Here is a 17,884-nt window from a genome sequence, read left to right as displayed (position 1 = left end):
GAAGGAGTAAGACAATAGTGTAATTAATTAAACCGGGGTAATACCCCCTTCGGATCAATTTTCGAGACGATAACCCGCCATAAAGAACCGGATAGTCGTATTCGATTGATTCTCCCGAAAGAAGTCCATCACCATATCTTTGTCCAGGCCATAACGGCGCGTCAGAATCCCCGCTTCCCAGGCGCTTAATTGTCGATCGCCGGTTTTTTCAAACATGCGATGCGAAAATCCTAATACGAATCCGCGCTTATAATCAGAACAAAAACCCGCCACGTTACGCGCGCTATCGGCACACGTTGCGTTTAATCCGGCCATCAGGCCCTTACCAAAATGATTGTCCATGATACCTCCAATCGATATATAACAAATTATATAGCGATTTTTTAAGCGAACGCCAGAGGTATCACATACTTTTTTTTACCGGATCAGAAGGCGACCCATTCATCGCCTGACTTCGCGGCAGACGCCCCACGCGGACTGACTGGAGAGACCGTTTTCGCCGGGCTGATTTGCGCGTCATTATGAGAAAGTCGGAACTGTTGCACAGAGCGTTGCAGCTCTTCCGTTTGCCGTTCCAGCGCCGCCGCTGCCGCAGAAACTTGCTCCACCAGCGCGGCGTTTTGTTGGGTCACGCTGTCCATCTGGGTTATCGCCACACCAACCTGAGAGATCCCTTTGCTTTGTTCCTCGGAAGCGGCGGCGATCTGCTTCATGATGGTGGTGACTTCGGTTACTCCGCGCAGAATGGCCTCCATCGTCGCGCCCGTCTCCTGCACCAGCTGCGCGCCCTGCTCGACGCGACGCACGGATTCAGCGATCAGCGTTTCAATCTCTTTGGCGGCCCCGGCGCTACGGCTGGCCAGATTACGCACTTCACCGGCGACGACCGCAAACCCACGCCCTTGTTCACCGGCTCTGGCGGCTTCAACGGCGGCATTCAGCGCCAGAATATTGGTCTGGAAGGCAATACTGTTGATGACATTCGTAATTTCGGCGATCTGTCTGGAGCTGGCTGAAATACCGTCCATCGTCTCAACCACTTCAGAAACCAGCGTGCCGCCTTTTCCGGCCGTCGCGGAAGCGGCATCAGCAAGCTGACTGGCCTGGCGCGCATTATCCGCATTCAATTTCACCGTCGCGGTGAGCTGTTCCATGCTTGCGGCTGTTTCTTCCAGCGCCGCCGCCTGCTCTTCCGTACGGGAAGAGAGATCGTTGTTGCCGCTGGAGATCTCTGTCGCGCCGCGCCAGATATTGTCACTGCCTGAACGAATCGAGCTGACCGCTTCCCGCAGACTATCCTGCATCGCGCTCAGTAACGGCACCAGACGACCGACACAGTTACGGCCAAACTCTTCAATCGGCTGACTCAGATCGCCTTGCGCAATCTGGCGGAACTGTTGGCGAATGCGCGCCAGCGGTTTCACTAACATCGTGACCAGGTAACGGTCGGTAAAGAAGAGAATCACAATTCCCAGAATAACGGCGGTGATAATCAGGGTGCGGATAATTGACGTTTTGCCGTCCACCATCACGCGGGTGCTGTCCAGCATCGTGCCGGCCGCGCTGTTAAAACGTTCTGCGCTGGCGCCGAAGGCGCGGCTCAGAGCGGGGGTGACATTATTAGCCTGTTCTGCAAATTCGGTGAGCGTACCCTGCTGCGCCAGTTGCATCTGCGGCGCGACGCCCTTATCAAGCAACGCCTGCCAGTTTGCCAATACCGCAGCGGCGATCTCCGGGTCCATCGGCCCTGGAGAGAGCGTTTTCATCTCTTCCAGCTTTTTGCTCATATTGTCCAGCGCCTGCTGTACTGGTACAAAATCGGGCGTACCGCCGCCGATTTTAACGTCCATCGCACGGCTTAAACGCGTGACAAAACGAAAATACTGATCGTTCCCCTGACTTAGCACCGTCATCTGACGCACAATATGACGATCGATATCATTCCCTTCCGCCACTTTAGATAATGCATGGACGCTGAATAAACCAACGCCCGACCAAAGAAGACAGAAGAGCCCCAATATTGTCAGCATGACAATACGAATAGTGAAGTTTTGCAGCAAACGCATAAGAATTTCCTTGCCATACTTGAGGGATTCGCCATCAGGCGACACTTATCCTCGTTATCGGCAGAGAATGCAGAATATATACTTTCTTTATTGTTTTTTTACTTAACTAAGTATACGAATCATCGTCAGCACACTATTCCTGTGAATGCTTATAAAGCATAACGGCATTATTATGCCGCAAAGCAATATGCCGCACCTGAAATAATCGTTTGTTTTTCATTGTAAATATTTCTCAAACCAGGCCAGAGTGCGCGCCCAGGCCAGATCCGCTGCGGCCTTATCATAGCGGGGAGTCGAATCATTATGAAAACCATGATTCACCCCAGGATAGATATACGCTTCATAAACTTTATTATTCGCCTTCAGCGCCGTTTCGTAGGCAGGCCAGCCTTCATTAATTGAGGTATCTAACTCGGCGTAATGTAATAATAAAGGCGCATTAATTTTAGGTACATCTGACGCCGGAGCCTGACGACCATAAAAAGGAACGGCGCACGCCAGTTCGGGATAGGCCACCGCCGCCGCATTTGATACGCCGCCGCCATAGCAGAATCCCGTAATAGCCACTTTTCCGCTGGCCGCCGGATGACGCTGCATAAACTCAATCGCGGCAAAGAAATCATTCATTAATTTTGTGGGATCAACCTGCTGCTGTAATTCCCGGCCCTTATCGTCATTACCGGGGTATCCGCCTACTGAGCTTAATCCATCAGGCGCCAGCGCAATATAACCTGCTTTCGCCACGCGTCGTGCGACATCCTCAATATAGGGATTCAGCCCCCTGTTCTCGTGTACGACCACGACCGCAGGCGTTTTACCCGTCGCCTTCGCCGGTTTAACCAGATAGCCGCGCACCTCGCCATGCCCGTTCGGTGACGGATACGTAATGTATTCCGGCAAAATGTCCGGGTCGGTAAATTCCACCTGCACCGCCAGCGCGTAATTCGGCTTCAGGAGATTAAACAGCGCAAGCGCGGTCACGCCGCCGACGGCATACTTTGCCGCGAGGTTAAGAAACTCGCGTTTAGAGATTTTTCCATGTGCATAGTAGTCATAGTAATCGAGCAACTCCTGCGGAAAGTCTTTGGCAGTCAGACGCGGCATAGTTTCACTCCTGAATTGATGTTTTTTTAAGCAAAGCATAACGACGTGTTTTTGCCCAATTTTTCGCATCAATGTGACCTGACGAACGGGATAAACCCCGCTGAGCCGCTAGAATAGAAACGTTGTTTTGAAATTCACTTTCTCTAAGGAGATGACATGGCCTGGTTAGCCAACCCCGAACGTTATGAGCAGATGCTTTATCGCTACTGCGGTAAAAGCGGTTTGCGTTTACCCGCGCTATCGCTGGGTTTGTGGCACAGTTTCGGCCACGTTCAGGCGCTGGATTCACAGCGTGCGCTGCTGCGTAAAGCCTTTGATTCAGGCATCACCCATTTTGATTTAGCCAATAACTACGGCCCGCCGCCGGGAAGCGCAGAAGAGAACTTTGGCCGTTTGCTGCGGGAAGATTTTGCGCCGTATCGCGATGAGCTGATCGTTTCCACCAAAGCGGGTTATGACATGTGGCCTGGGCCATACGGCTCCGGCGGGTCGCGTAAGTACCTGCTCGCCAGCCTCGATCAGAGCCTGAAGCGGATGGGGCTGGACTATGTCGATATCTTCTATTCCCACCGTGTCGATGAAAACACGCCAATGGAAGAGACCGCATCCGCGCTGGCGCAGGCGGTACAAAGCGGTAAGGCGCTTTACGTCGGCATCTCCTCCTATTCGCCTGAGCGAACTCAACGAATGGCGGAACTGCTGCGCGAATGGAAAATCCCGCTGCTGATTCATCAGCCGTCCTACAATCTGCTCAACCGCTGGGTGGATAAAAGCGGCCTGCTGGATACGCTGGCGGCCAACGGCATGGGTTGCATTGCGTTCACACCGCTGGCTCAGGGATTGTTAACCGGAAAATACTTAAACGGTATCCCGGAAGGTTCACGTATGCAGCGTGAAGGGAAAAAAGTTCGCGGTCTGACGGAGAATATGCTGACGGAAGCGAATCTGAACAGCCTGCGTTTACTCAATGAGATGGCGCAACGTCGCGGCCAGTCAATGGCGCAGATGGCGCTTAGCTGGCTGTTGAAAGATAATCGCGTGACGTCAGTGCTGATCGGCGCCAGTCGACCAGAGCAACTGGAAGAAAATGTGCAGGCGTTGTCGAACCTGACATTCAGCGCTGACGAGTTAGCGCAAATCGATAAACATGTCGCGGATGGCGAGCTGAACCTCTGGCAAGCCTCATCGGATAAATAACGCTTTCGGGCACGCGCGCCGGGTGGCGGTTTCGCCTTACCCGGCCAACGTCAGGCGCGTTTATTAAACCTCTTCCGGTTTGATTAGCGGCCGCTGATATTCAGGCCACACCAGAGCAACCAGGGAGGGATACGCCTCCAGGCTAAATTCCCGGAAACATTGCCGCAAGTTAAGTACATCCAGATCGGAATGCGGAACCTTTTCCCCGTTCAGACAACGCTTTTTAATGTTGTCATAATATTTATAGACCGCAGAGTTGAGATCGCTGCAACGGCGCTGCGCATCAAATAACCCCGGCGTTCCGTTTAGCTCCGCCATCGTCATCCGCTTTATCGTTGCGTGAAGAAAATCAATATATTCGTGATTGACTCGCCAGTACCATACCGGTGTAATAGTATTCATGAGCGACGAAAAATGATCTTCGCCCTCCTCTTTGGACAAGGGTTCCGCTTGATTTACTGGATTAGACGCCTCAGCAGAGCGCTGTTTATTAAATTCGTGCATCAAGAAAAGCACGCCGCCAGTGAGTAATAGCAGAGTGATAATAGAATAAAAAATGCTGTTCATATGCCGACTCCATTTTTTTTGATTTTAAAATTACACCATGCTATTGTCAACGAGACCTGCCTTATAAAAAACAATATACTATTGATAGTAAAGGACATTCCAACATGCTTCCCGAGCATCTTGTGCCGACTCGTTTTCATTTATCTGCCTCGCCAGGCGATGCTGAGACCGTAGAAAATAGTGAAAATTTGACTCAGGGAAAGAAAACGCTGAGCGATTACGAGCCAGATATTTTAATTAGCGCCACACCGACTGGTCAATCTAAAAACATGTTACTTGAAGAACGTGACCGTCATTTAAAGGACCGGCTTTATCGCGTAGCTAAAATTGAGACGTTTGCTCGTCTTATTAATAGCCTACAGGCGGAAGGCGATGTTGATGCTCAGGCATTAAGTAAAATTCTGGCAGATGCCACAGCAAAAATAAACGATCACGGCAATGAAATTTGGCTTAATCTCATAACCAGAGAGAAAAACTCTCCCGTTTTTTATTCTCTGGAAGAGAAATAATATGAAAGACGTTGAAGATAATAATGTTTATTTAGCTTTAGATAATAATAAAAGCGATGAATTTATCTTAAAGCAAAATCTTAAAGCGCTTATCGCCAATAAAAACGCGACCCTCGAACAGGTGGCGCAGGAGATCGTGTCGATTCCCGCCGCGTTAGTGCGGCTGAAATGGCAAAATCGCCGTGAAATCTATGCGCTCCAGGTCAAAGAAGAGATCTACGGTTCGGTTATCAATACGATTATTGAGCAACATCCCGAGATGCGGGACAAAATCATGGCGCGCCTGGAGAGCACATATCAGCACTTACTGGCGCGAGAAACGGCGACCCTGCGCTTGACCCGTAAGCTATCCGATGGCGATTACCGAACGACCAATATCACCACCGTCGCGCTGAATGAAAAACGTTTTCCCACGACGAAGTAATCTGGTGAGTCAGCAATCCAGCGATACCGCATCATGCAGGCCTGATAAGCGCAGCGCCATCAGGCAATAAAAAAGCCGGGTACGGCTTGCGCCCTACCCGGCCTGTCTGTCAGCCCATCAGCAACAACGATTACTTCGCTTTTGCGACCTCTTCACCCACGAGACCAATTTTCAGGTAACCCGCCTGGTGCAGCGTATCCATCACTTTCATCATTGTTTCATAATCAACGGTTTTATCCGCACGGAAGAAGATCGTCGTGTCTTTCTTCCCTTCGGTTAACGCGTTCAGCTCGCCGATCATGGTTTCATCCGTTACCTGATCGTTGCCGATAAACATGCTGTTGTCGGCCTTCACGGACAGATAAACCGGTTTTTCCGGGCGCGGCTGCGGGGTGCTGGTGGACGCAGGAAGATTCACCTTCACGTCCACCGTTGCCAGCGGCGCGGCCACCATAAAGATAATCAGCAGAACCAGCATGACGTCGATAAACGGCGTCACGTTGATTTCATGCATTTCACCGTTATCGTCCAGATTTTCATTAAGACGCATTGCCATGGAACATTATCCTACACGTAATTTCTGCGCGGTACGTACCGGCTGAGCGGAAGCGCTCGCGTTCAGATCCAGATCGCGGCTTTGCAGCAACAGAATCTGTGCCGCCACGTCGCCCAGCGTCGCTTTGTAGCTGCCGATCTGACGTGCGAAAATGTTGTAAATCACGACCGCAGGGATTGCCGCGACCAGGCCGATCGCCGTAGCCAGCAACGCTTCCGCGATACCCGGCGCGACAACCGCGAGGTTGGTGGTCTGGGTTTGCGCGATGCCGATGAAGCTGTTCATGATGCCCCATACCGTACCAAACAGACCGACAAACGGAGAGATGGCGCCGATGGTCGCCAGGTAGCCATTGCCGCGTCCCATATGACGGCCAACCGCCGCTACGCGACGCTCCAGGCGGAACCCGGTACGCTCTTTAATACCTTCGTTGTCTTCACTGCCTTCCGACAGTTCCAGCTCGTTCTGCGCTTCATAGAGCAACTGTGAGCTTAAACTTTTTGCCGCGAATGCGGAGGCAATATTGCTGGCCTGGTCTAAAGAACGCGCTTCAGCCAGCTGCTGTTGTTCACGCTTGAGCCGACGCTTCTGCGTAAAGAACTCAAGACTCTTACTGAAGAAGATAGCCCAGGTGACTACTGACGCCAGAATCAGACCAATCATCACGCACTTAACCACGATGTCGGCGTGCTGATACATACCCCAGACGGAGAGATCCGTCTGCATCAAATTATTACCCACTCTGTATCTCCAGGACGCAAATCACAAATTCTGAGCGTAATAATATCAAAACGACGTCGAATTGATAGTCGTTCTCATTACTATTTACATAGTGCCGCACCTTTGGTTTCTTTTCCTTGCGCTTACGCAGTAAAAAAGTCACCAGATGTCATTTTGAGAAAATTTTCTGCTTTATGCCGATTCTTCAGGATGCGTCACTCATCATTCATGATAGTTTAGACATCCAGACGTATAAAAATGGGTACTCCAACATGGCAGAAAAACATCTTGAAACCAAACTGGTGAGCGCAGGACGCAGCAAAAAATACACGCTGGGATCGGTGAACAGCGTCATTCAGCGCGCCTCCTCGCTGGTATTTGACACCGTAGAAGCCAAAAAGCACGCCACCCGCAACCGCGCCAATGGCGAGCTTTTCTATGGCCGTCGCGGAACGCTAACCCATTTTTCGCTACAGGAAGCCATGTGCGAACTGGAAGGCGGCGCCGGATGCGCGCTCTTCCCCTGCGGCGCGGCGGCTGTCGCCAACACGATTCTGGCCTTTGTGGAACAGGGCGATCACGTCCTGATGACCAACACCGCTTACGAACCCAGTCAGGATTTTTGCACCAAAGTTCTCGCCAGACTCGGCGTGACGACCGGCTGGTTTGATCCGCTGGTTGGCGCGGATATCGTGAAGCATATTCAGCCCAATACGAAAGTAGTGTTTCTCGAATCCCCTGGCTCCATCACGATGGAAGTGCATGACATCCCGGCGATTGTCGGCGCGGTAAGACGCGTTGCGCCAGACGCCGTCATTATGATTGATAACACCTGGGCGGCGGGCGTGCTGTTTAAGGCGCTGGATTTCGGGATCGATATTTCCATCCAGGCAGGAACGAAATACCTGATTGGTCACTCGGATGCGATGGTCGGCACAGCCGTGTCTAATGCGCGTTGTTGGGAGCAATTACGCGAAAACGCCTATCTGATGGGGCAAATGCTGGACGCAGATACCGCTTATATGACCAGCCGTGGGCTACGTACGCTGGGCGTGCGCTTACGCCAGCATCATGAAAGCAGCCTGAAAGTCGCCGAGTGGCTGGCGAATCACCCTCAGGTCGCCCGCGTTAATCATCCCGCCCTTCCTGGCAGCAAAGGCCACGAATTCTGGAAGCGCGATTTCACGGGCAGCAGCGGGTTGTTCTCGTTTGTGCTGAATAAAAGGCTGAGCAATGAGGCGCTTTCCGCTTATCTGGATAATTTCAGCTTGTTCAGCATGGCCTACTCCTGGGGCGGCTTTGAATCCTTAATTCTGCCTAACCAGCCGGAACATATCGCCGCCATTCGTCCCGAAGGCGACGTTGATTTCACCGGCACGCTGATCCGTTTGCACATCGGTTTAGAGAATGTTGACGATCTGATTGCAGATTTAGCCGCAGGATTCACGCGTATTGTGTAAAGTTTCCGGTCATGGACAGAATTGCAGACACTCCGGGCAGAAAAGTCTGCATTTGTTGCGTCCGGGATCAAGGCATCCCGGGCAATTCAGGAGTACAATAGCCCCATAAACGCGGTTCCACAGGAAAGTCCATGGCTGTCATTCAAGATATTATCGCTGCGCTCTGGCAACACGATTTTGCCGCGCTGGCGGACCCACACGTTGTTAGCGTTGTCTACTTTGTGATGTTTGCCACGCTATTTTTAGAAAACGGCCTGCTCCCGGCCTCTTTTTTACCCGGAGACAGCCTGCTTTTACTGGCAGGCGCGCTGGTTGCACAAGGTGTCATGGACTTTGTCCCCACGATCCTTATTCTGACGACAGCCGCCAGTCTCGGCTGCTGGCTGAGCTATATTCAGGGGCGCTGGCTGGGAAATACGCAAACGGTGAAAGGCTGGCTGGCGCAGCTTCCCGTTAAATACCATCAGCGCGCGACCTGTATGTTCGACCGGCACGGCCTGCTGGCGCTGCTTGCCGGGCGCTTTCTGGCGTTTGTGCGCACCCTGCTGCCCACAATGGCGGGGATTTCAGGGTTGTCCAGCCGCCGGTTTCAGTTTTTTAACTGGCTGAGCGGGCTGCTGTGGGTCGGCGTGGTGACCAGTTTCGGCTACGCGCTCAGCATGATCCCATTCGTGAAACGTCATGAAGACCAGGTGATGACGTTTTTGATGATCCTGCCGATTGCCCTGCTGGCCGCCGGTTTGATCGGCACATTATTCGTCGTGATCAAGAAGAAGTATTGCAGCGCCTGATTTGCTGATTGCCGGATGGCGCTCACGCTTATCCGGCTTACACATGATTAGCTTCCCTGCATCATTCTCATTCGTGCCGCATCCTCCCCCGGCGTTACGCCAAAATAGCGTTTGAACTCCCGACTGAACTGCGACGCGCTCTCGTAGCCGACGCGCATCGCAGCGGCGCTGGCTTTCATCCCGTCGTGAATGATCATCATCCGCGCTTTATGCAGACGATAGGTTTTCAGGTACTGCAACGGCGAGGTACTGGTAACGGATTTAAAATTATGATGGAACGCCGAGACGCTCATGTTGGCTTCCGCCGCCAGTTGCTCAACGTTCAGGTTCTCGGTGTATTTGGTTTCAATCCGCTTCAGCACCCGGCTAATCAGGCTGAAATGGGTCTGGCGGCTGACCAGCGCCAGCAGCGCGCCGCCACGCGGCCCCATCAGAACGTGATACAGAATTTCGCGAATAATCTGTTTCCCCAGGATACGCGCATCCAGCGGCCTTTCCATCACATCTAACAGGCGTTCCGCCGCACAAAGAATGTCATCCGACAGCGTGGCGGAGTTAATCCCGCTTGCCGCCATCGACGGTTGAAACAGATCGTCCTCGCCAATGTCCATCAGCAACTCCTGCAATTGCAGGATATCAACATTCAGACGAATCCCCGCGAGCGGTACTTCCGGCGTCGCATAAGTTTCACATTCAAAGGGTAAAGGTACGGTCAGCAGCAGATATTCATTGGCATCGTACTGAAATACGCGTTCATTGATATAACCGATCTTATGCCCCGAAAAGAGAAATATGATGCCAGGCTGATACATCACAGGCGTGCGCAACCCCGGCTCCGTGCCGTAGAGCAAACGCACGTCGGGCAGGCAGTCATTCAGGTTATTTTGATTGTTTATCAGCTGCTTAATTTTATCTGTCAGCAACAGACAGATGGCTTCACGGTTCATGGCGCACTTTTTTCTCATCGGTTTACGACGCGTTGATTGTGCGCAAATTTATCTTTTTTCTCCAGCGCTCTGGAGAAATGGGCAAGACATTGGCAGAAATGAGCATTGAGAGGAAGGCGGCTGGCGACCACAATGTTCACCATCAGGCAGACATTCGCCTGCCCACTTTTTTACCCACATAAGGGAACGAGCAATGAACAACTTTAATCTGCATACCCCAACCCGCATTCTGTTTGGTAAAGGCGCGATTGCCGATCTGCGCGATCAAATCCCTCAGGGCGCCCGCGTATTGATCACCTACGGCGGCGGCAGCGTGAAAAAGACCGGCGTACTGGATCAGGTACATGACGCGCTGAAAGGTCTGGACGTGCTGGAATTTGGCGGCATCGAGCCAAACCCGTCTTATGAAACGCTGATGAACGCCGTCAACATTGTACGTGATGAGAAAGTGACGTTCCTGCTGGCGGTCGGCGGCGGTTCCGTGCTGGATGGCACTAAATTTATCGCGGCGGCGGCGCAATATGACGAAGGCGTGGACCCGTGGCGCATTCTGGAAACCCGTGGCAACGACGTGAAAAGCGCCGTACCGATGGGATCGGTGCTGACGTTGCCGGCAACGGGTTCAGAATCTAACTCCGGGGCGGTGATTTCCCGTAAAACCACCGGCGATAAGCTGGCCTTTATGACGCCGTTCGTCCAACCCGTGTTTGCGGTGCTCGATCCGGTTTATACCTACACCCTGCCGCCGCGCCAGGTTGCTAACGGCGTTGTGGATGCATTCGTTCACACCGTTGAGCAGTATGTCACTTATCCGGTTGACGGAAAAATTCAGGATCGCTTTGCCGAAGGTATCCTGCTGACGCTTGTCGAAGAAGGCCCGAAAGCGCTGAAAGAGCCGGAAAACTACGATGTTCGCGCCAACGTAATGTGGGCGGCCACTCAGGCGCTGAACGGTTTGATCGGCGCGGGCGTCCCGCAGGACTGGGCAACGCATATGCTGGGTCATGAGCTGACGGCAATGCACGGCCTTGATCACGCGCAGACGCTGGCTATCGTCCTGCCTGCGCTGTGGAATGAAAAACGCGATACCAAACGCGCCAAACTGTTGCAGTACGCAGAGCGAGTCTGGAATATCACCGACGGTTCCGACGATGCGCGTATTGATGCCGCCATCGCCGCCACCCGCCGCTTCTTTGAACAAATGGGCGTACCGACTCGCCTGTCTGATTACGGTCTGGACGGCAGTTCCATTCCGGCATTGCTGGCAAAACTGGAAGCGCACGGCGGTACAAATCTGGGTGAACATCAGGACATTACGCTGGATGTCAGCCGTCGGATTTACGAAGCGGCTCGCTAAGGTTTTTTCGCCTCTGGCTTTCGTTTTTGGACATTTCGTCCAGACTTAAGTCACACAACCTCACCGGAGTTTGCTCCGGTGAGATCGCATAAAGGAGGAACGCATGGCTAATCCAACCGTTATCAAGCTACAGGATGGCAACGTAATGCCACAACTGGGCCTGGGAGTCTGGAAGGCAAGCAACGAGGAAGCAATTTCCGCCATTCATAAGGCGCTGGAAGTGGGATATCGCTCCATTGATACCGCTGCGGCGTACAAGAATGAAGAAGGCGTCGGAAAAGCGTTAAAAGATGCCGGTATCGACCGGGAAGAGCTGTTTATTACCACCAAACTGTGGAATGACGATCAGAAACGCCCTCGAGAAGCCTTGCAGGAAAGCCTGGATAAGCTCCAGTTGGATCACCTCGATCTCTATCTGATGCACTGGCCCGTTCCGGCTATCGACCATTATGTTGACGCCTGGGAAGGGATGATTGAACTGCAAAGAGAGGGGCTGGTGAAAAGCATCGGCGTGTGTAACTTCCAGGTAAACCACCTCCAGCGTCTGATCGATGAAACCGGCGTTACACCGGTGATCAACCAGATCGAATTGCATCCGCTGATGCAACAGCGTCAGCTGCATGCCTGGAATGCGACGCACAAGATCCAGACCGAGTCCTGGAGCCCGCTGGCGCAAGGCGGCGCAGGCGTTTTCGATCAGAAAATCATTCGCGATCTGGCGGATAAGTACGGTAAATCTCCGGCGCAAATTGTGATCCGCTGGCATCTGGATAACGGGCTGGTGGTGATCCCTAAATCCGTCACCCCTTCACGTATTGCGGAAAACTTCGACGTCTGGGATTTCCGTCTCGACAAAGACGAATTAAGCGAAGTGGCCAAACTTGACCAGGGTAAACGCCTGGGGCCGGACCCGGATCAGTTCGGCGGCTAACCTTCCTTTCCGGCCCGACATTTCTGTCGGGCTTTTTGACTACCAGGCGGGTTTGGTAGAAAGTGTTGAGTCGGTACGACGCGAATTGTGAACTCAGCAACGGAGAAAAGGAATGAGCTGTATTTTTTGCCAAATCGTTGAGGGTAAAGCCCCCTGCCATAAGATCTGGGAAGACGAGCATCATCTGGCCTTCCTCTCCATCTTCCCGAACACCGACGGTTTTACGGTGGTGATCCCGAAGAAGCATTATCCCAGCTATGCGTTCGACTTGCCGCCGCAGGCGCTGGCCGATCTGATGCTTGCCACCCAAAAAGTGGCGAAAAAGCTGGATAACGCCTTCCCGGATGTGGGACGTACGGGAATGTTTTTTGAAGGATTTGGCGTGGATCATGTGCACAGCAAGCTCAGCCCGATGCACGGCACCGCTAACCTGAGCGAATGGAAGCCTATTGAATCGCGGCAGGCGAAATTCTTTGAACAGTACGAAGGCTATTTGTCATCGCATGACCACGAGCGGGCGGATGACGAAAAACTGGCGGCGCTGGCCGCCAGAATTCGTGAAGCGAACGCGTAATCCGTCCGTTTGCCGGATAGCGGTGCAAGCACCTTATCCGGCAAACAGCTAACGGGTTTAACGTCCGGCTACCTTGCTGCGTTTTTTATTGCCAGCAGGCGTCTGACGCTGATGCGCCACTGGCGTATGCTTAGTCAACGCCGGGCGCGTGTTGCGGTTCTGACGACGGGCTTCACGCATCTCGTCCAGCGTAGGCGCCGGAACCAGACACTCGCGACGACTGCCAATCAGATGCTTTTTCCCCATCTCTTCCAGCGCCTGGCGAATCAGCGGCCAGTTCGCCGGATCGTGGTAACGCAGCAGCGCTTTATGCAGACGACGCTGTTTGTCGCCTCTCGGCACCACCACGTCTTCACTCTTATAGCCAATTTTACCCAGCGGGTTTTTCCCGGTGTAATACATGGTCGTTGAGTTCGCCAGCGGCGACGGATAGAAGTTCTGCACCTGATCCAGACGGAAGCGATGGCGTTTCAACCACAGCGCCAGATTCACCATATCTTCGTCCCGCGTACCGGGGTGCGCAGAGATAAAATACGGGATCAGGTACTGCTCTTTCCCGGCCTGTTTTGAGTAAAGGTCGAACAGTTCTTTGAAGCGATCATAGCTGCCCATGCCCGGCTTCATCATCTTCGACAGCGGCCCTTCTTCGGTATGCTCCGGCGCAATCTTCAGATAGCCGCCCACATGATGACTCGCCAGCTCTTTGATATAACGCGGATCTTCAACGGCAATGTCGTAACGCACGCCGGAGGCGATCAGGATCTTCTTGATGCCTTTCAGATCGCGGGCGCGGCGATAGAGGTTGATCGTCGGCTCATGGTTGGTATCCATATGCGAGCAGATATCCGGGTACACGCACGACAGGCGGCGGCAGGTTTGTTCCGCGCGCGGCGACTTACAGCGCAGCATATACATGTTGGCCGTCGGCCCGCCGAGATCGGAAATCACGCCGGTAAAGCCCGGTACGGTATCGCGGATCGCTTCGATCTCATTGATGATCGAATCTTCTGAACGGCTCTGAATAATGCGGCCTTCGTGTTCAGTAATCGAGCAGAACGAGCAGCCGCCGAAACACCCGCGCATGATGTTAATCGAGAAGCGGATCATTTCGTAAGCCGGAATGCGGCTGTCACCGTATGCCGGATGCGGCACGCGCTTATACGGCAGCGCAAAAACGCTATCCATCTCTTCGGTAGAGAGCGGAATGGCGGGCGGGTTGATCCAGATATAGCGATCGCCATGCTTTTGCATCAGCGCACGCGCGCAGCCAGGGTTGGTTTCGTGATGCAGAATACGCGACGCGTGCGCATACAGCACCTTATCGCCCTTCACCTTCTCAAAGGACGGCAGCAGCACGTAGGTTTTCTCCCACGGCTTCGGACGCGGCGGCTGAACGGTCACGGCTTTGGCTTCCTGCTTTTTCGGCGCAACCGGTTTGTTATCCGCGCACGGCAGATCTTCGCCATACGGATGGGGGATCGGATCAATTTTCCCTGGCGTATCCAGACGCGTGGAATCAACCCCACTCCAGCCCGGCAGGGCTTCTTTAACAATAATCGCGGTGTTACGCACATCGCGGATCTGGCCGATCGGCTCCCCCATTGCCAGGCGGTGCGCAACTTCAACCAGCGGGCGCTCGCCGTTGCCGAACATCAGCATATCGGCTTTCGCATCCACCAGCACCGAGCGGCGTACGGTATCAGACCAGTAATCATAGTGCGCGGTACGACGCAGACTGGCTTCAATACCGCCGAGGATCACCGGCACGTCTTTCCAGGCCTCTTTACAGCGCTGGGTATAGACCAGCGTCGCACGATCCGGGCGCTTGCCCGCCACGTTATCTGGCGTATAGGCGTCGTCATGGCGCAGTCGGCGATCGGCGGTATAACGGTTGATCATCGAGTCCATGTTGCCCGCAGTGACGCCGAAAAACAGATTCGGTTTCCCCAGACGCATAAAGTCATCTTTGCTGTTCCAGTCCGGCTGGGCAATGATGCCGACACGGAAACCCTGCGCTTCCAGCATACGACCGCAAATCGCCATCCCAAAGCTCGGATGATCGACATACGCATCACCGGTAACCAGAATAATGTCGCAGCTATCCCAGCCAAGTTGATCCATTTCGTCGCGTGACATCGGCAAAAAAGGCGCGGGACCAAAACAGGCCGCCCAGTATTGAGGCCAGGAGAAAAGATCTCTGTCTGGCTGGATCAGGGATATTGCGCTCATAATGCTTCCAAAAAAATGGTAAAAAAATAATCAAAGGCCGGGGATTATATGCCGGAACGAAAGAGAAAGGTATTCACTTCTCGCCCTTGCGGGCGAGGGAAGATTTACGGCGCCGGGTTCACCAGCATTTGTCCGATAGACCCCCGGTCGGCCATTTCCAGCGTCTGGCTGTTGAAGTAGAACGGGAAGTGCGCCCAGGATGGCTGTCCGTAATAAACCAGCAATTCCACCTGTCCGTCCACCCATACCGTATCTTTCCAGCCCCGATCTTCCGGGAACGGCATGGCGCCATTGACGTTGCGGATCAGGAAAGAGACACCCTCAATATGGAAAGGCTGCGGCATATCGGCGCGAACGGTCCAGCGCTCCCAGGAACCTTGCTGGGCGGTGATATCAATGCGGTTGACGTCCCACAATTGCCCGTTGATGCCGGGATCGTCCCCGAGGCTGATATCCCGGCTGCGAATCGGCGCGCCGCTGACAATCTCCGTGGGCAATAAACGCATCGGCAGGCTGTCAGTCACCAGCGGCAGCAGCCCGGTTGGCCGTAAGGTCAGCACCAGCGTAGAGACCAGAATGCTGGAAGGTTCAAAGAAGCCACGGATGCGATCGACAATACTGGCCGCTTCCCCGCAGGTGATCGACACCTCATCGCCATTGGTCATATCGACCAGAATTTCCCGGCGTTCACCGGGCGCCAGCGACAGTTGTTTGACGGACACCGGCGCGGGTAAAAGGCCCTGATCGCCAGAAATAACATGCAGCGCGCGACCGTCGCTCATTTGCAACTGGTAACGGCGAGAGTTCGACGCATTCAGCAAGCGCAGGCGTACCCAGCCGCGGGAAACCTCCACGTAAGGACTCTGTGCGCCGTTGACCAGCAGCGTATCGCCAACAAACCCGCCGCTGCCCGGTTCGCTGTACTCCGGCGTACCGAAATTATCCAGCCGCTTATCCTGGATAACGATCGGGAAATCATCCACGCCGTAATGATTGGGGATCGGCAGCGATTTGCTGACCTCATCCTCGATCAGCCACATCCCGGCAAGGCCGTTATAGACCTGCTGCGCGGTACGGTTTGGCGTATTGGCGTGATACCACAGCACGGCGGCGTTCTGACGAATCGGCAATACCGGCGCCCAGTCAGCGTTGGGCGACATCATCCGCGCAGGGCCGCCCATCAGCGGCCCCGGCACCTGCAATCCGCTGACGGTCATGGAGACATTTTCAGTCAGACGGTTGCTGTAGATGAGCTTAACGTCATCCCCTTTCCAGACGCGAATCGTCGGCCCCAGGTAACGCCCGTTAATCCCCCAGACGGGCGCGCGCGTACCCTGCGTAAAGGACCAGTGCGCGCGCTGCAACGTCATAAACAACGGCTGCCCGCGACGGGACTCCAGCAGCGGCGGAACGGGCAGAGGCTGCTGCTGACCGGCTGCATTAGCCTTCAGCGGAACGGCACCGGCACACAGTGCGATCCCCGAAGCCTGAATGAACTGACGCCGACTGAGTGACATATAAGCTCCATTTAAAACAGACAAAGAGTGCGCAGGAAGTCGTTTCCCACAAAAACGCGATCACACTGATTCAGACTTTGCCGGTCGCTTCGCGCTCTGCAATTTCCTGATCGAGTTCTGCAATTTTTTGTTCCATCAACGAGCGGCAATGCGCCGCCAGTTCACGAACCTGATCCTTACCAAACTGGCTGATGTCCACCGGCGGCAGCATCTCTACAATCACCAGACCGTTATTCAGTCGGTTAAGCTTAATTTTATTCGATGTATTGGAAACACACACCGGAATCACCGGAACACCGGCGGCGATAGCGGCATGAAAGGCGCCGGTTTTAAACGGCAGCAGGCCACGGCCACGGCTGCGCGTTCCTTCCGGGAACATCCAGATAGAGATACGGCGCTTTTTAAAATGGCTCACCACTTCTGCGATTGTGCCGTGCGCTTTGGCACGATTATTTCGGTCAATCAATAAGTTACCGGTTAACCAGTACAACTGGCCAAAAAACGGGATCCAGACCAGGCTCTTTTTGCCGACCGTCACCGTAGGCGGTTGCACAATGTTGGCTGCCGTCACCATATCGTAGTTGTTCTGATGGTTAGCGATATAGATAGCGTTGCCATAGCTTTCGGCATCAGCAGGCTTACGGCACTCCACCTTCAGGCCATAAAGCGGCGCCAGACGGCCAAACATATGGCCAAACGTCGCGACATGCTTCGGGTTACGCGGGCTGAAAAGGCAGTAGATCGAACCGAAAATGCAGACAAGAATGCAGTAAATAACGGTAATGATTAGACGAAAGATATATAGCATAACAACCTCTGAAGGCCTAAGAGCGTCGCATTCTACGTCACCTGATATCAGGTTAGGGCTTTGTTAAGAGCGGCTCTCTGGAAAAGCGTATTGTTAATCGCAATGCGCGAATAAACAACGGTTTTAC

18 protein-coding genes are annotated in these 17,884 nt (G+C 53.6%); 8 read left to right on the top strand and 10 right to left on the bottom strand.

Annotation, left to right across the window (positions count from 1 at the left end):
- Positions 1-54: 54 nt before the first annotated feature.
- The 3 genes from OGV82_RS10650 to yghX form a co-directional block, all read right to left on the bottom strand.
- A complete protein-coding gene (locus tag OGV82_RS10650; protein WP_012135131.1) occupies positions 55-342 on the bottom strand; it encodes a DUF2623 family protein in 288 nt (95 codons plus the stop codon).
- 83 nt (positions 343-425) lie between these two features.
- Positions 426-2,066 carry a methyl-accepting chemotaxis protein gene (locus tag OGV82_RS10645; protein ID WP_071257849.1) on the bottom strand — a complete coding sequence of 547 codons (1,641 nt, stop codon included), beginning with the start codon at positions 2,064-2,066 and terminating at the stop codon, positions 426-428.
- Between the two features lie 216 nt (positions 2,067-2,282).
- The gene (gene yghX, locus OGV82_RS10640; protein WP_047461196.1) at positions 2,283-3,170 is read right to left on the bottom strand and encodes a YghX family hydrolase; all 888 of its coding nucleotides are present in this window, start codon (positions 3,168-3,170) and stop codon (positions 2,283-2,285) included.
- A gap of 156 nt (positions 3,171-3,326) precedes the next feature.
- Between yghX and OGV82_RS10635 the strand changes: the two genes are divergently transcribed.
- Positions 3,327-4,367, top strand: coding sequence for an aldo/keto reductase (locus OGV82_RS10635; RefSeq protein WP_047461193.1), 1,041 nt, complete (start codon positions 3,327-3,329; stop codon positions 4,365-4,367).
- Between the two features lie 63 nt (positions 4,368-4,430).
- Here the strand turns inward: OGV82_RS10635 and OGV82_RS10630 are convergent, their stop codons facing one another.
- Positions 4,431-4,934: an ESA_00282 family adhesion-associated protein gene (locus OGV82_RS10630; protein ID WP_012135136.1), complete on the bottom strand. Its 504-nt coding sequence runs from the start codon at positions 4,932-4,934 to the stop codon at positions 4,431-4,433.
- Between the two features lie 104 nt (positions 4,935-5,038).
- On the opposite strand from OGV82_RS10630, the gene OGV82_RS10625 reads away from it, so the two are divergent.
- Both OGV82_RS10625 and OGV82_RS10620 read left to right on the top strand, forming a co-directional pair.
- Positions 5,039-5,443 (top strand): hypothetical protein, encoded by a 405-nt coding sequence (locus OGV82_RS10625; RefSeq protein ID WP_047461191.1) that lies wholly within the window; start codon positions 5,039-5,041, stop codon positions 5,441-5,443.
- Position 5,444: 1 nt separating this feature from the next.
- A complete protein-coding gene (locus tag OGV82_RS10620) occupies positions 5,445-5,867 on the top strand; it encodes a hypothetical protein (RefSeq protein WP_047461188.1) in 423 nt (140 codons plus the stop codon).
- 130 nt (positions 5,868-5,997) lie between these two features.
- Here the strand turns inward: OGV82_RS10620 and exbD are convergent, their stop codons facing one another.
- On the bottom strand, positions 5,998-6,423 hold the full coding sequence (gene exbD, locus OGV82_RS10615) for a TonB system transport protein ExbD (RefSeq protein ID WP_012135139.1): 426 nt from the start codon (positions 6,421-6,423) through the stop codon (positions 5,998-6,000).
- A gap of 6 nt (positions 6,424-6,429) precedes the next feature.
- On the bottom strand, positions 6,430-7,164 hold the full coding sequence (exbB, locus tag OGV82_RS10610; RefSeq protein WP_024130953.1) for a tol-pal system-associated acyl-CoA thioesterase: 735 nt from the start codon (positions 7,162-7,164) through the stop codon (positions 6,430-6,432).
- Positions 7,165-7,415: 251 nt separating this feature from the next.
- On the opposite strand from exbB, the gene metC reads away from it, so the two are divergent.
- Together metC and yghB are read left to right on the top strand one after the other, a co-directional pair.
- Positions 7,416-8,603, top strand: coding sequence for a cystathionine beta-lyase (metC, locus tag OGV82_RS10605; RefSeq protein ID WP_024130955.1), 1,188 nt, complete (start codon positions 7,416-7,418; stop codon positions 8,601-8,603).
- Positions 8,604-8,734: 131 nt separating this feature from the next.
- On the top strand, positions 8,735-9,394 hold the full coding sequence (gene yghB / locus OGV82_RS10600) for a DedA family general envelope maintenance protein YghB (RefSeq protein ID WP_012135142.1): 660 nt from the start codon (positions 8,735-8,737) through the stop codon (positions 9,392-9,394).
- A 47-nt stretch (positions 9,395-9,441) separates the two neighbouring features.
- Here the strand turns inward: yghB and OGV82_RS10595 are convergent, their stop codons facing one another.
- The gene (locus OGV82_RS10595; RefSeq protein WP_137675730.1) at positions 9,442-10,341 is read right to left on the bottom strand and encodes an AraC family transcriptional regulator; all 900 of its coding nucleotides are present in this window, start codon (positions 10,339-10,341) and stop codon (positions 9,442-9,444) included.
- 193 nt (positions 10,342-10,534) lie between these two features.
- Here OGV82_RS10595 and yqhD point away from each other — a divergent pair, with 193 nt between their 5' ends.
- The 3 genes from yqhD to OGV82_RS10580 all read left to right on the top strand — a co-directional run bounded on the left by yqhD (position 10,535) and on the right by OGV82_RS10580 (position 13,203).
- Positions 10,535-11,698: an alcohol dehydrogenase gene (gene yqhD / locus OGV82_RS10590; protein ID WP_012135145.1), complete on the top strand. Its 1,164-nt coding sequence runs from the start codon at positions 10,535-10,537 to the stop codon at positions 11,696-11,698.
- Positions 11,699-11,801: 103 nt separating this feature from the next.
- Positions 11,802-12,629, top strand: coding sequence for a 2,5-didehydrogluconate reductase DkgA (gene dkgA, locus OGV82_RS10585; protein ID WP_012135146.1), 828 nt, complete (start codon positions 11,802-11,804; stop codon positions 12,627-12,629).
- Between the two features lie 112 nt (positions 12,630-12,741).
- A complete protein-coding gene (locus tag OGV82_RS10580; protein ID WP_012135147.1) occupies positions 12,742-13,203 on the top strand; it encodes an HIT family protein in 462 nt (153 codons plus the stop codon).
- 57 nt (positions 13,204-13,260) lie between these two features.
- On the opposite strand, the gene OGV82_RS10575 is transcribed toward OGV82_RS10580, so the two are convergent.
- The 3 genes from OGV82_RS10575 to plsC all read right to left on the bottom strand — a co-directional run bounded on the left by OGV82_RS10575 (position 13,261) and on the right by plsC (position 17,757).
- On the bottom strand, positions 13,261-15,432 hold the full coding sequence (locus OGV82_RS10575) for a YgiQ family radical SAM protein (protein WP_047461183.1): 2,172 nt from the start codon (positions 15,430-15,432) through the stop codon (positions 13,261-13,263).
- A 104-nt stretch (positions 15,433-15,536) separates the two neighbouring features.
- Complete coding sequence (ftsP, locus tag OGV82_RS10570; RefSeq protein ID WP_047461179.1) at positions 15,537-16,949, bottom strand: cell division protein FtsP; 1,413 nt, start codon at positions 16,947-16,949, stop codon at positions 15,537-15,539.
- A gap of 70 nt (positions 16,950-17,019) precedes the next feature.
- Positions 17,020-17,757: a 1-acylglycerol-3-phosphate O-acyltransferase gene (plsC, locus tag OGV82_RS10565; RefSeq protein WP_047461176.1), complete on the bottom strand. Its 738-nt coding sequence runs from the start codon at positions 17,755-17,757 to the stop codon at positions 17,020-17,022.
- Between the last annotated feature and the right edge of the window lie 127 nt (positions 17,758-17,884).

This window comes from Citrobacter sp. CK191, from assembly GCF_030333435.1.
Taxonomy (GTDB): Bacteria; Pseudomonadota; Gammaproteobacteria; order Enterobacterales; family Enterobacteriaceae; genus Citrobacter_B; species Citrobacter_B koseri.
Note: the sequence above shows the minus strand (reverse complement) of the source record. Positions and strands in the feature narration are given on the sequence as shown.